The sequence below is a fragment of the Mucilaginibacter terrigena genome, from assembly GCF_004168255.1.
Taxonomy (GTDB): domain Bacteria; phylum Bacteroidota; class Bacteroidia; order Sphingobacteriales; family Sphingobacteriaceae; genus Mucilaginibacter; species Mucilaginibacter terrigena.
The window spans coordinates 406,407-420,468 of sequence record NZ_SEWG01000003.1 but is presented as its reverse complement, the minus strand read 5'-3'; the positions used below and the strand labels follow the sequence as shown (position 1 = coordinate 420,468).

The 14,062-nt window shown below is 43.8% G+C and carries 11 protein-coding genes; 8 read left to right on the top strand and 3 right to left on the bottom strand.

The annotated features are described in order from the left end of the window. The first annotated feature begins 2 nt into the window (after nt 1–2). From EWM62_RS09065 to EWM62_RS09050, 4 genes are all read left to right on the top strand, one after another. Complete coding sequence (locus EWM62_RS09065; RefSeq protein WP_129876334.1) at nt 3–857, top strand: UbiA-like polyprenyltransferase; 855 nt, start codon at nt 3–5, stop codon at nt 855–857. A gap of 173 nt (nt 858–1,030) precedes the next feature. Then, entirely contained in the window at nt 1,031–2,731 is a 1,701-nt protein-coding gene (locus tag EWM62_RS09060) for a M3 family oligoendopeptidase (protein ID WP_129876333.1), read from the top strand. Between the two features lie 128 nt (nt 2,732–2,859). Next, complete coding sequence (locus tag EWM62_RS09055; RefSeq protein ID WP_129876332.1) at nt 2,860–3,348, top strand: glycosyl-4,4'-diaponeurosporenoate acyltransferase CrtO family protein; 489 nt, start codon at nt 2,860–2,862, stop codon at nt 3,346–3,348. Nucleotides 3,349–3,424: 76 nt separating this feature from the next. Continuing rightward, nucleotides 3,425–4,069 (top strand): hypothetical protein, encoded by a 645-nt coding sequence (locus EWM62_RS09050; protein WP_129876331.1) that lies wholly within the window; start codon nt 3,425–3,427, stop codon nt 4,067–4,069. Between the two features lie 2 nt (nt 4,070–4,071). On the opposite strand, the gene EWM62_RS09045 is transcribed toward EWM62_RS09050, so the two are convergent. Continuing rightward, nucleotides 4,072–4,734 (bottom strand): phosphatase PAP2 family protein, encoded by a 663-nt coding sequence (locus EWM62_RS09045; RefSeq protein WP_129876330.1) that lies wholly within the window; start codon nt 4,732–4,734, stop codon nt 4,072–4,074. An 82-nt stretch (nt 4,735–4,816) separates the two neighbouring features. On the opposite strand from EWM62_RS09045, the gene EWM62_RS09040 reads away from it, so the two are divergent. After that, on the top strand, nt 4,817–6,535 hold the full coding sequence (locus EWM62_RS09040; protein WP_129876329.1) for an amino acid permease: 1,719 nt from the start codon (nt 4,817–4,819) through the stop codon (nt 6,533–6,535). Nucleotides 6,536–6,804: 269 nt separating this feature from the next. Here the strand turns inward: EWM62_RS09040 and EWM62_RS09035 are convergent, their stop codons facing one another. Next, a complete protein-coding gene (locus tag EWM62_RS09035) occupies nt 6,805–8,772 on the bottom strand; it encodes a KUP/HAK/KT family potassium transporter (protein ID WP_129876328.1) in 1,968 nt (655 codons plus the stop codon). Between the two features lie 62 nt (nt 8,773–8,834). Then, entirely contained in the window at nt 8,835–10,790 is a 1,956-nt protein-coding gene (locus EWM62_RS09030) for a KUP/HAK/KT family potassium transporter (RefSeq protein ID WP_129876327.1), read from the bottom strand. A 193-nt stretch (nt 10,791–10,983) separates the two neighbouring features. On the opposite strand from EWM62_RS09030, the gene EWM62_RS09025 reads away from it, so the two are divergent. The 3 genes from EWM62_RS09025 (at nt 10,984) to EWM62_RS09015 (ending at nt 14,062) form a co-directional block, all read left to right on the top strand. Continuing rightward, the gene (locus EWM62_RS09025) at nt 10,984–11,490 is read left to right on the top strand and encodes a T9SS type A sorting domain-containing protein (RefSeq protein ID WP_129876326.1); all 507 of its coding nucleotides are present in this window, start codon (nt 10,984–10,986) and stop codon (nt 11,488–11,490) included. 141 nt (nt 11,491–11,631) lie between these two features. Next, nucleotides 11,632–12,243: a fumarylacetoacetate hydrolase family protein gene (locus tag EWM62_RS09020; RefSeq protein WP_129876325.1), complete on the top strand. Its 612-nt coding sequence runs from the start codon at nt 11,632–11,634 to the stop codon at nt 12,241–12,243. 121 nt (nt 12,244–12,364) lie between these two features. Beyond that, on the top strand, nt 12,365–14,062 hold the full coding sequence (locus EWM62_RS09015) for a M23 family metallopeptidase (protein ID WP_238989312.1): 1,698 nt from the start codon (nt 12,365–12,367) through the stop codon (nt 14,060–14,062).

Below are 14,062 nucleotides of genomic sequence, written 5' to 3'. Positions count from 1 at the left end.
AGATGAAAAAGTATTTATCATTAGTAACGTTTACGCATACCATATTTGCGATGCCGTTTGCCTTTATCGGTTTCTTTTTGGCGGTTACCACTACCGATCATAAATTTGAATGGCAAAAACTGGTAATGATGCTTTTGTGTATGGTATTTGCCCGTAACTCGGCCATGGCGTTTAACCGCTACCTCGACCGTAACATCGACGCCAAAAACCCCCGCACCAAACAGCGCGATATCCCGGCAGGGAGAATTTCTCCGGCGGCAGCTTTAACATTTACTTTAACAAATTGTGGTTTGTTCATCTTAACAACTTGGTTCATTAACCCGCTTTGCTTTTACCTATCGCCAATAGCTTTGCTGGTGGTTTTGGGATATAGTGCTACTAAACGCTTTACCGCGCTTTGCCATATGGTATTGGGCCTTGGCTTATCGCTTGCCCCTATCGGCGCTTATTTGGTGGTAACAGGCGCGTTCGCGCTAACACCTATCTTCTTCTCGCTATCGGTGCTATGCTGGGTAAGTGGGTTTGATATCATTTACGCATTGCAGGATGAGGATTTTGACCGCGACCAAAAGCTGCACTCTATTCCCGCATGGCTCGGTAAGGTAAATGCTTTGCGGCTATCGTCAGTACTGCATGTATTTTCGGCGGCATTTGTGCTGATGCCGATATTTTATACAAACGTTGGCTTACTGTATTACATCGGTATCGCATTCTTTTGCGCCATGCTCATCTATCAGCACACCCTTGTAAAACCAAACGATCTAAGCCGCGTAACCTTTGCTTTTATGACAACAAACGGCATTGCCAGCGTAGTTTTCGCAGCGTTCTTCTTACTGGATAGGTTGTGGATGAGGTAATTCATTAGTCCGAAAGTCCGCATAAGTCAATAAAGTCCGAAAGATAAGTCCGGATTTCCGGTCTTTCCGACTTCCGGATTTCTTCACGCCACTGTCTTTTCTATCTTACATCTTTACCAAATCCCAAATAATCTGCACATTTGCATATCTGCATATTTGCACATCTATACACCATGATCCACAAAAAAACAAGAACATATATCCCGGTCAACCTTGAAATTAAATGGGAAACGCTGGAGCCTATTTACAAAGAACTTTTGGCCCGCCCCATCAATTCGGTTGAAGAACTGGAGCAGTGGCTAAAGGACGGCAGCGAACTACAGGCAGCGCTTGAAGAGGATTTTGCATGGCGCTACATCCGCATGACCTGCGATACCAATAGCGAGGAATTGCTGGCCAGCTTCCAGTACTTTGCTACTGAGATTGAGCCAAACACCGCACCCTACAATAACGAATTGAACAAAAAGCTTGTTGACAGCGAGTTTGTAGATAAGCTAAGTGAGGAGAAATTTTACATTATGCTGCGCGCGGTAAAAAAATCGCTGGAGCTTTTCCGCGAGGAGAACATCCCGCTGCAAACCGAGATCCAGGTAGAGCAGCAAAAATATCAGTCGATAACAGGTGCTATGAGCGTGCATATTGGCGAAAAGGAATACACGCTGGAACAGGCATCCGTTTTCCTGAAAGATACCGACCGCAGCAAACGACAGGAAGTTTGGGAGAAGATCACCGCCCGACGCCTGCAGGAAAAAACAGTATTGGATACCCTGTTCGATCATCTGCGAGCGCTTCGCCATAAGGTTGCTTTGAACGCCGGGTTCGAGAATTTTAGGGATTACATGTTCCAGGCGCTTGGCCGTTTTGATTACACCCCACAGGATTGTTACGCTTTCCACGCGGCGATAGAAACCGAGATAGTACCCATACTACGCGAACAGGCCGAAAAACGCAAGGAAGCTTTAGGCCTTGATGCTTTAAAGCCATGGGATATGGATGTTGATGTTTCGGGCAAACCGGCGTTGAAACCATTTAACAGCGGTGCCGAACTGGTGGAGAAATCTATCCAGTGTTTCAGCAACATTAACCGCTACCTGGGCGAGCGTTTAGAGATCATGAAAGATAACAACCTGTTTGATGTGGAAAGCCGCAAAGGCAAAGCACCAGGCGGTTACAACTACCCGCTGTCTGAAACGGGCGCGCCTTTCATCTTCATGAACTCGGCCAACACCTTTCGCGATTTGACCACCATGGTGCACGAAGGCGGCCACGCGGTACATACCTTCCTTACTGCCGACCTGGAGCTGAACGATTTTAAACACTGCCCGAGTGAGGTTGCAGAGTTGGCTTCCATGTCAATGGAATTGATCTCGATGGATAACTGGGATGTTTATTTTGAAAACGAGGAAGACCTGAAACGCGCCAAACGCGATCAACTTTTTGATGTATTGAAAACCCTGCCTTGGGTGGCAGTTGTCGACCAGTTTCAGCACTGGATCTACACCAACCCCGACCATACCGATACCGAGCGCACCGAGGCCTGGTTAAAAATATACGAGCCATTCGGTGCAGGCTTCGCCGATTGGAGCGAACACCCGCAGGCCGAGCAAAACCTGTGGCAAAAGCAACTGCACATTTTCGAGGTGCCGTTCTACTACATTGAATATGGTATGGCCCAACTTGGCGCCATAGCCGTTTGGAAGAATTACAAAGAGAACCCCGAGAAAGGCCTTCAGCAATACCTGGATGCCCTGAAACTGGGTTACACCAAAACCATTACCGAGATTTACGAAACAGCGGGTATCAAATTTGATTTTAGCGCAGGTTATGTAAAAGAGCTTGCCGAATTTGTAAAAGCGGAGATGGATAAGATATAAACCTATATAATTTCCTCCTTGGGGAGGGGTGCATAGGGGTAGGCATAATGAATTGAACGGCTACCCCCTCCCCCCAATTTCACAGGCCGGCACACCCCTCTCAAGGGAGGGAATTTACAGCGAACCATATGAACCAGGCAATAAATTTCTTTTGGACGATTTTGTGCTTTATCCCGGTTGTTGGTTTCTGGATTGGTGCTGGTGCCATGCAGTTGCTTTACCTGCTTATTTTTATCAGTTTTTTAAGCCTGGTAATACCCGCAAGGCTTTTACAGCTAAGCAATAACCCAAAGTTTTATGAAGGTTTTGGTATTAAATTCATCCGCAAGTTTGTGCAGAACGGCGAGTTGGCCAACAGGCTGCTCCGCAAAAAAGATCCGCAGTATAAATTGATAAAAGATAAGGCCCATGCGGCGCAGTATATGCGCACCATTGTAATGTACGAGCGGTTTCATTTCCTTTGCTTTACCTTTTTCCTGCTAACCGGTGTTTACGCCGTTATTAGCAGGCAATATGCTTTTTTTGCAATTATTCTTATAGCCAATGTTGTGTATAATGTATGCCCTATCCTATTACAGCAATATAACCGTACAAGGGTTCTAAGACTCTATAAGTAAGCGGTTTAGTCCTATTATTACCTTATTATTTTGATATATGTTAAAACTTATATGTGTTTTATAGGTTTAACCATCTATGAAAAAGATACTTGTAATATTTAGCCTTGTGTTGTTTGCAACAAGCAGCTTTGCACAAACAGCTTTAAAACCGGTTAAAATTGATAGCCTGGTTACCATTTCGCTACCCGAAAAATATACCAAAAAAGATACGCTTGGTCAATCCATCTTTTCAGGTAATGGCCAATATGGTTATATGGTAGTTATCCGCGCCCCTAATGCCGATAATAACAAGCCTTTAAAAAAAGAACGCGACCTGAATAAGGTTTTGCAGGATTACATAAAGGGCATTAAAGGCCAATCAGACGGCAGCACCTTAAATGTACGCGATACCACCATTGGCCACCTAAAGGCAAAAACTTTTGAATTACAGACCGACCAGGGCGCAGGCCTTCAGATCCGTAACTTTATTGTAATATACACGCAGGATGTAACTTACACCGTTGAATATTATTATGAGGAGCTAAGGAAAGACGTAATTAAGGAGGAGTATAAAGCCTACTCCAGTTCAATAAAACTATCACAGGAATTAAAGCGTACCGATCAATACCTGTCTAATGCTAAAGGCTTGTCGCCTACCGCTAAAATAGGTATATACGGCGGCGGCGCAGTGCTGCTTATCCTCATCGTTGTGCTAATAGCACGCAGGAAAAAGAAAAAATAAGGTTATTTTGACCTTGTAAGCAGCCCCCCGTTCCAGCGGGGGCTGTTTATAAAATTTTTGCGGTCGATATAACTCAGCCATATCACGGTTATTAAAACCCCCACTACCGAGCCAACCGTTACATCCTCAAAAAAATGCTGGCTTAAGTACATGCGCGAGTAGCCTACCATCAGGCATATAAACAACAGCACAGCCCCCCACGCTTTATTTTTAACCAGATAAGTAATTACCACCCCTGCCGAAAACGCCGTTACCGTATGGCCCGATGGGAAACTGTGATAGGTTAAAATATACAACCCTTTTACAAAATGAATTTTATCCAACTGATCGCCAAAGTATAACTTGGGCCGTGGCATATCAAAACTATACTTTAAAATTTGAGCGGTAAGCGAGGTTAACGCGTAACTGGTTATCATTAAAAACGATGCCCGGTAATTAAACAGTACCAGTATTACCGATAATGCAACAACAGTAAGGCCATCGCCAATATGAGTGATATAAGGTTCAACACCGTCGGCAAGATCGCTGTGAAAACCGTTGACAGCGAAGTAGATCTCAGACCGGGTAAAGAGGATTTTGATAACTAAGCAGGCGCATAAAACAGCTATATAAGGTAAAAAAAGGTATCGTATTTTAAACAAAACATCTTTTGCGCCTGCGTTCATCGGCACAAAGTAAGCATATAGTTTTTCAATGCAAAAAAATGGTTATGTTTGGTTTGGAAAAAGACCAAACTGATCTAATTATATGTCGAGAAGTATATTTCGCAGAAAATCAGTCACTAAGATCTTAGCTGATGTTGCCAGCGGTTTTAGTGACAGTGAACACCCGGGCACCGCATCCCGGCTTGAAAAAGCGCTAAATGTTAAAGATCTTACCCTGATGGGTATAGCCGCCGTAGTTGGCGCAGGGATCTTTTCAACCATTGGCGAAGCCTCCTTCCAAGGGGGGCCGGGCGTAAGCATCTTATTTGTTATTACAGCCATTACCTGCGGATTTTCTGCCCTTTGCTATGCTGAGTTTGCATCGCGCATACCCGTTGCGGGCAGCGCCTATACTTATGCTTACGCGTCTTTTGGCGAGCTAATAGCCTGGATAATAGGCTGGGACCTGCTGATGGAGTATGCCATAGGAAATATAGCCGTAGCCATCTCCTGGAGCGAATACTTTGTGAACCTGCTCGAAGGGTTTAATATCCACATGCCCACGTTTTTAACTATGGATTATTTCTCGGCGTTTACCGCGCACGAGAAGATACAGGAGCTTACAGCCAGTGGCAACCTTGCCGAAATTACCGACCGTATGCGCATTGCAGCCTCGGCATGGGCAACCGCCCCGGGTAGCGGCAATATTAAATTTATAGCCAACATACCTGCTTTAGCTATTGTATTTGTAATTACCTACCTGGTTTATATAGGCATCCGCGAAACAAAAAAAGCAACCAACGCTATGGTTTATTTAAAAATAGCCATTGTAATTGCGGTTATCGTTATCGGCTTTTTCTACGTTACACCGGCCAACTGGCACCCATTTTTGCCAAACGGCTTTAGCGGGGTGATGAAGGGCGTATCCGGTGTATTCTTCGCCTACATTGGTTTCGATGCCATATCTACCACTGCCGAAGAATGTAAGAACCCACAGAAGGACCTGCCTCGCGGTATGATCTACTCCTTAATTATTTGCACTGTTTTATATATCCTGATAGCCCTTGTTTTAACCGGAATGGTCAATTATAAAGACCTTAGAGTTGGCGACCCATTGGCTTATGTGTTTGCTAAGGTTGGGTTAAAGAATATAAGCTATGTTATCTCTATCAGCGCGGTGGTGGCTACTGCCAGCGTGTTGCTTATATTCCAGTTGGGCCAACCCCGTATCTGGATGAGCATGAGTCGTGATGGGTTATTACCAAAGGCGTTCTCGCGCATCCACCCAAGATTTCATACACCATCGTTTGCTACTATAGTAACCGGGTTTGTGGTAGCCGTCCCCGCCTTATTCCTTAACCTTACCGAAGTAACCAACCTAACCAGTATAGGTACGTTATTCGCGTTTGTGCTGGTGTGCGGCGGTGTGTTGTTATTACCGCGCGAAGCTGCTGTTAAAGGCAAATTTCATCTGCCATACATTAATTCGCAATGGATAGTGCCCGTGCTTTTTGTTGTAGGCGCGTACTTTTTCAGGAATAATATCATGAACCTGTTTAGCGGTACCGATCTGCACCATAAATTTCCATACTTTTTGTTTATCCTGTTATCGGCAACTTTAGCTGTGCTGGCATTTGTAAAAAAACTATCGCTTATCCCTGTATTAGGCCTTGTAAGCTGCTTTTACCTAATGGCCGAGTTGGAATATGAAAGCTGGATCCGTTTCCTGGCATGGCTTATAATAGGCCTTGTTATTTATTTTAGCTACGGCTACAAACATAGTAAGCTTGGCAAGCCGGAGAACGCACATTTAGAAAGATAATCTGATGATCATCTCATCAACAAAAATGCCGGCATTAATGCCGGCATTTTTTGTTTAAACCACCTGTCATTATAGCCTTGTTTCCGCAGTCGCTCGGCTCCAGCCGAGTGACGACTATTTGGCGGCATCTTGCCGCTGTAGATTTAAGTAGTGCGGCCAGAGGCCTTATAATAATGGTCACTCGGCTGGAGCCGAGCGACTGCGAAAGTGACAAAACAAAAAAAGGGCACCCGTTAACGGGTACCCTTGTAAATGTGATATAGCTTTTTTTAATGATGATTAACCCGTTCAAGTTTAACGCTCTCGGGCGATGTGAGCATCAGCGGTACTTTTTCTACCGTTACAAAGCTCAGGTCCAGGCCAAAGTTGCGCTCTTCAGATAGGCTGATCTTTTTCAGTTCGCGGTAGATGAACATGATGATCTTCTCGTAAAGCGACAGGTAGTGTGATCGCGACAAAACCTTCTCTATCACCACAAACCTAAAGTCGCCAACAATTTTGTGCTTGTTTAACGATTTGTAGGTGCTGGTAATATCTATCTCGCCATTTTTCACCAGGTCTTCCACTACTTTGCGAAACAGCAGGTTTATTTGCTGCTCTACCCTAAAGCCCAGTTTAAAATCTACACGGATTAATTTGCCCGGCACTAAAAAGTCAACCTCGTATTCGCTTTTGTAAGGCTCGTCCACCACATCTACGTGTACCAGCCAGTAAACATCAGCACGTTTGGGCTGCTTTTGTAATATGGAGTAAATGATCTTTGATTCTATCTCGGAGTTAAAATTGGCACTGGTTAAATAAACCAGCTGCGAAGCATATTTGGGTACGCTATCGTCCTCGCTCATTTCTTTAATGATGTTAAAGTAATCATCTATCTCGATAAACTTAACATACCGGTTCTTGATCTTGCGGGCGGTGAACCAGGTCCACATGATGGTGAACAGCACTAAGCCTATCGATAGGGTAAACCAGCCGCCTTCCATAAACTTATGCAGGTTACCCACCAGGAAGATCCCCTCGATAGTCAAATAAATGGCTAAAAATATGCCAATAAGATAGGCAGGCACCTTTTTACGTTGCAGGTATTTTGATACCAATATGGTGGTCATTAGCATGGCTACCGTAATACTAAGCCCGTATGCAGCCTGCATTTTAGCCTCGTGCCTAAATAGTAACACCACCCCAATACAACCAAAACAAAGCAGCCAGTTTACACTGGGTACATATAATTGCCCCTTTTGTTCAGACGGATAATTGATGCGCACCTTAGGCCATAAATTAAGCCGCACGGCTTCGGCTATGAGCGTGAACGAGCCCGATATTAACGCCTGGCTGGCAATAACCGCCGCAATAGTAGCTATGCCTATCCCAAATATTAGGAACCAATCGGGCATTATTTTGTAAAAGGGGTTGTTAATGCTCAGATCGATAGACTGGCCTTTGTGCTGTAGCAGCCAAACAGCCTGCCCCAGGTAATTTAGCACCAGGCAGGTTTTTACATAGATCCAGCTTATCTGGATGTTTTTACGCCCGCAGTGCCCCAGGTCGGAATACAGGGCTTCGGCACCGGTAGTACACAGGAACACCGCGCCCAGTATAATAAACGCGTTATAATCGCTGGTGAGTAAATGATAAGCGTAATAGGGATTAAGCGCCTTTAATATTTCGGGCATTTTTATAATATAGTTTATACCTAAAACACCCATCATACTAAACCATATAAACATCATCGGCCCAAAAGCCTTACCTACCAGCGATGTACCAAACTGCTGTATAATAAACAGCACCGCTATAATGGCAATCACAATTTGTACCGTTGGCAAATTCGGATAGTAGGTAGTAAGCCCCTCGATAGCCGATGATATGGTTATAGGCGGGGTAATAATACCATCGGCAAGCAGCGCACAGCCACCTAAAACGGCCGGCACAATTAACCATTTGGCCTTACGGCGTACCAGGGAAAAAAGCGAGAATATGCCCCCCTCACCTTTGTTATCTGCCCGCAGCGTTATCACCACATACTTTAACGTTGTTTGCAATGTAAGCGTCCAAATAATAAGGGATACGCCACCTACTACCAGTGTTTCTGAAATACGCTGCGAGAAGTTGGTATGCCCTAACCCTACTATTGCTTTAAACACATATAACGGCGATGTACCAATATCACCGTAAATTATTCCTAAACTAATCAGCAGCCCGGCGGCGGTTAGTTTCTGTAAGTCTTTTTGATGCGACACTTTTTTACTTATTTATTATCCAGCAAAAGAGCCTGGTTATGGCAACCAGGCTCCTCTGTTTATTATGATGATACATCTACCCTGTGTATTTCAACACTATCGGGCGATGTAAGCATTAACGGTACTTTTTCTACAGTTACAAAGCTTAGGTCGAGGCCAAAATTGCGCTCTTCTGATAAGCTCACCTTTTTCAATTGTACGTATATGAACATGATAAAACGCTCGTAAAGCGATAGGTTATGCGAGCGCGATAACACCTTCTCAATCACCACAAACCTAAAATCGCCCACAATTTTGTGCTTATTTAACGATTCGTACCGGCTGGTAATATCCACCTCGCCGTTCTTCACCAGATCTTCCACCACTTTGCGGAACAGCAGGTTTATTTGCTGCTCTACCCTAAACCCAAGTTTAAAGTCGATACGGATCAGTTTACCCGGCACTAAAAAATCCACCTCGTAATCGCGTTTGTATGGCTCGTCCACCACATCTACGTGCACCAGCCAGTAAACATCGGCGCGTTTGGGTTTCTTTTGAAGTATCGAATAAATAATTTTTGATTCTATCTCCGAGTTAAAGTTGGCGCTGGTCATGTAAACCAATTGCGATGCGTATTTGGGCACCGTATGGTCTTCGCTCATTTCTTTGATGATGTTAAAGTAGTCGTCTATCTCGATAAACTTTACAAAGCGGTTTTTGATCTTACGGGCCGAGTACCATGTCCACATCACGATAAATAATACCACACCTATTGATAGTGTAAACCAACCCCCATCAATAAACTTATGCAGGTTTCCCAATAAAAATGCCCCCTCAATTACAATATACATTACAAAAAACATCACAATGATGTAAGTAGGCACCTTCTTTCGCTTTAAAAAATTAGAGATAAGTATGGTAGTCATCATCATGGCTACGGTTATACTTAAGCCATAAGCCGCTTCCATAGCTTCCGATTTTTTAAACAGCCACATCACGCCCAGGCATCCTGCAAAAAGTATCCAGTTAATACTGGGTACGTAAAGCTGGCCCTTTTGGTCGCTTGGGTAAACTATTTTAACCTTGGGCCATAAGTTCAACCGCACTGCCTCGGCTATTAATGTGAATGAACTTGATATTACCGCCTGGCAGGCAATAACCGCCGCCACCGTAGCTATACCTATACCAAATATGAGGAACCACGAGGGCATGATCTGGTAAAAAGGGTTAAATACATTCAGGTCGATATCGTTACGGCCGTTACGCTGCAAAAGCCATACAGCCTGCCCAAAATAGTTTAGCAGCAAGCATGGCTTAACGTATAACCAGGTAGCCCGTATGTTTGGCCTGCCACAATGCCCCAGGTCGGAGTATAAGGCTTCGGCCCCGGTTGTACACAGGAAAACTGCACCCAAAATAACAAAAGCATTATAATCGCTGCTAAGCAGTTGGTAGGCATAATAGGGGTTTAATCCTTTTAATATAGAGGGCATTTGCACTATATAGCTTATGCCCAAAACCCCCATCATGGTAAACCACAAAAACATAATTGGCCCAAAAGCCCGTCCTACAATAGATGAGCCGTACTGCTGTATAAAAAACAAAAAGGTGATGATACCTACCACTATATAAAATGTGGGCAGGTTATGATAGCGCGAGCTTAAGCCTTCTATAGCCGCGGATATGGTAATTGGCGGGGTAATAATACCATCGGCCAGTAGCGCGCACCACCCGATAATAGCGGGTATAATAAGCCATTTGGCCCTGCGCCTAACCAGCGAGAACAACGAAAAAACGCCACCTTCGCCCTTGTTATCTGCCCTTAGGGTTATTACAACGTACTTAAGTGTAGTTTGCAGGGTGAGTGTCCAGAAGATGAGCGATACGCCCCCCAGCACCAAAGTTTCGGAGATGCGGTTTGTGCCAATGATAGCTTTAAATACATACAAAGGGGATGTACCTATATCACCGTAGATTATTCCTAAACTAATAAGCAGCCCCGAGGCTGATAGTTTCTGCAGATCTTTATGGTTTGACACGCTGATTTAAAAAGGATACAAAACTATTAAAAAAATCCATTAACAACTTAAACTATAAACAATCGTATAAGTCTATAACTTACAACAACTAATAAAATCTTATTTTGTTAAAATTTGTTAAAACTATTTATTAATTCGTAACTATATGAATTGATGAGCGCATTATTTATACTTTTGCAAAGAATATAATACTATGGGGCGAAGATCTACTTTTGTTAATTCCTGGTTTACTGTAATTGTACTTGCAATAGCGGTAAACTTTGCGCTTGCAAGAGGGGTTAGCGCTCAAAAAAGTGATACTTCGTACCTGCGCACACTTAAAGCAAAGTCGGCAAAAACATCTTATTTAAAAAATGGCCTGCACCTGGCCTTACCGCCATTAAAACCCGCGGCTGTTTCAACCGCTAAAATAAACCTTTCAAGGCCTGATGATAAACTGCTAACCAATGTACAGGTTTATCCAAACCCCGTTACCGACCAGGTAATTAATGTTAAGTACACCATAGCGCGCAATGCCTATGTTAATGTAAATGTGATGGACATTTTGGGCAATAATGTGTTAACCCTGCTTTCGCAGCGCGTTGAATTTGGCGATCAGAACATTACCTACAACATAAGCAACAAACTATCGCGCGGTTTTTATTTTATACGAATAGTGGTTGGTACCGAATCGGTAAATAAAAGGATCTCGGTTCTTTAGCCCCTCACCCTCCTGAAAGCAGAGCTTTCGATTAACATAGTTCATAATATCGGCTTTTTCTTCACCCCTGCATTCTTCTTTTTAGAATTTAAACCCTCAGATTTTAGGATTTAGGATTTAGAGTTTATAATTTCGGCTTCTATGAAAATAATAGCCATTGGCCGTAACTATGCCGAGCATGCCAAAGAATTAAATAACCCGGTGCCTATTACGCCGGTAATATTCATGAAGCCGGATACCGCCCTGCTAAAGGATAACAAGCCCTTTTATCACCCAGATTTTTCTCAGGATATACATCACGAAATTGAGATAGTATTAAAGGTGAGCAAGGAAGGCAAGCACATCAGCGAGAAATTCGCAGCCGGTTACTATGAAGAAATTGCCCTTGGCGTTGATTTTACAGCGCGCGATATCCAATCCCGACATAAAGAAAAGGGCTTGCCGTGGGAGCTTGCAAAGGCCTTTGATAATTCGGCCCCGGTAAGTAACTTTTTACCAAAGGCCAAATTTGCCGATATATATAACATCAGTTTTAATTTAGATATAAACGGCCAAACTCGCCAGCAAGGCAACACCAAAAACCTGCTTTTTTCGTTTGAACGAATTATCGCCTTTGTTTCGCAGTATATTACCCTAAAAAAAGGCGACCTTATTTTTACCGGCACGCCCGAAGGTGTAGGCAAAGTTGCCGTAGGCGACAAATTGGAAGGGTTTTTGGAGGGTGAAAAGCTTTTGGACTTTTATGTTAAATAAACTACCACACGAAATGTCCTTTCGAACGAGGGACGAGGAGAAATCTTGTTCAATATGCAAGACGAACTATTCAGGTCGAACAAGATTTCTCTCTGTCGTTCGAAATGACATCTCCTTTTGTTTGATCGCTATCGCGATATTTTTTGCCACCGCCACACACGCCCAGGATGTTATCCAAAGCAAACAATATCCCAAAAACCAGTTCCGTTACCCGTTAGATCTGTCGCCGAGCACTGCAGGTTCATTTGGCGAGCTGCGGGCAAACCATTTCCACTCGGGACTCGATTTTAAGACAAACCAGCGTATTGGCTTCCCGGTACATGCCGCATACGATGGTTATATATCAAGGGTTAGGATACAGTTTGGCGGTTTTGGCCATGCCTTATATATTACCCACCCCAACGGCTTTACCACCGTGTACGGCCATATAGATAGTTTTACACCCGAAGTTGCCAAATACATCCGCGATTACCAGTATAAAAACCAAACTTACGAAGCAGATATCGCCGTTCCTATCGGGTTGTTTAAAGTAAATAAAAGCGATGTGGTAGCCATATCGGGTAACAGGGGCGCATCGGCAGGGCCGCACCTGCATTTCGAGATCAGGGACACTCTTACCCAGGAAACCATAAACCCACAATTATTTGGCCTAACCATTCCGGACGCAAAACCACCAGCTATTACAGCCATTGGCATCTATCATTTAAATGGCAACCCGTTTAGTGATAAAACCCCAAAAGAATTTTTAGCGGTAACCGGCGCAAACGGCAACTACCATTTAACAAAACCACAGGTATTAGATCTTAGCGGCAATACGGGCTTCGGCATTTCGGTGATCGATCAAAACAGCGCGTCTATTAACCGCAACGGCATTTACTCGCTGGAGTTAAAACTGGATGGCATCACCATGTATACTTTCGCGGTTGAGCGTTTCGCGTTCGATCAAACCCATGCCATTAACGCCTACATCGATTACCCGGCGTTCATTACCGCGCGCCGCTGGATGCAAAAGTGCTTTATACTGCCCGGTAGCCGCATCTCGTTATACCCGCAATCTATCAACCGTGGTGTAATAGCTTTTAATGATGATGCCCTGCACGAGGTGCAATACATTGTAAAAGATATTGCCGGCAATACATCTACCTTAACATTAAAAGTTAAATCCAATACCTCTTCAAGTAACATTGCGCCCGAGAGGCCTGCAGGTACGCTGTTCCATTACGACAAGAAAAGCGAGTTTGCCAACGATAAGGTTAAAGTGACCATTATGCCCGGCAACTTGTACGACGACCTTGATTTCATCTATTCAACCACACCCGCTAAACCAGGGGCGCTATCGCAAACGCACCATATCCACAACAAACTTACGCCCATACATGATGAGTACGACCTGTGGATAAAGCCCGATGTAAACCCGGGAGCCGATGCAGATAAAGCGGTAATTGTTAATGCGGCCACCGGCAGCATAGGCGGTGTTTACGAAGATGGCTACGTTAAATCAAAGGCCCGTGCATTTGGCGATTATTATATTAAGCTGGATACCGTTGCACCTGTCATCACAGCTGTTAATATACGTAACGGTAGTAATATGCATGCTATAAGGGCTATTAAGCTGCGTATGACCGATAACCTGAGCGGTATAAAAAGTTACACAGGTAAAATTGATGGTAAATGGGTACTTATGGAGTGGGATTATAAAACTAAGGTATTAAGTTATACATTTGATGATACAATAACTGCGGGGAAACATACTTTTGAATTAGCAGTTAGCGATATAAAAAATAACGTATCTACCTTTACGGCAGAATTTAACAGGTAA

Coding starts and splice junctions, on each gene's coding strand:
- EWM62_RS09045 (WP_129876330.1), bottom strand. CDS start 4,734: ATGAACGCAGGCGCAAAAGATGTTTTGTTTAAAATACGATACCTTTTT.
- EWM62_RS09025 (WP_129876326.1), top strand. CDS start 10,984: ATGGGGCGAAGATCTACTTTTGTTAATTCCTGGTTTACTGTAATTGTA.
- EWM62_RS09065 (WP_129876334.1), top strand. CDS start 3: ATGAAAAAGTATTTATCATTAGTAACGTTTACGCATACCATATTTGCG.
- EWM62_RS09050 (WP_129876331.1), top strand. CDS start 3,425: ATGAAAAAGATACTTGTAATATTTAGCCTTGTGTTGTTTGCAACAAGC.
- EWM62_RS09055 (WP_129876332.1), top strand. CDS start 2,860: ATGAACCAGGCAATAAATTTCTTTTGGACGATTTTGTGCTTTATCCCG.
- EWM62_RS09020 (WP_129876325.1), top strand. CDS start 11,632: ATGAAAATAATAGCCATTGGCCGTAACTATGCCGAGCATGCCAAAGAA.
- EWM62_RS09040 (WP_129876329.1), top strand. CDS start 4,817: ATGTCGAGAAGTATATTTCGCAGAAAATCAGTCACTAAGATCTTAGCT.
- EWM62_RS09060 (WP_129876333.1), top strand. CDS start 1,031: ATGATCCACAAAAAAACAAGAACATATATCCCGGTCAACCTTGAAATT.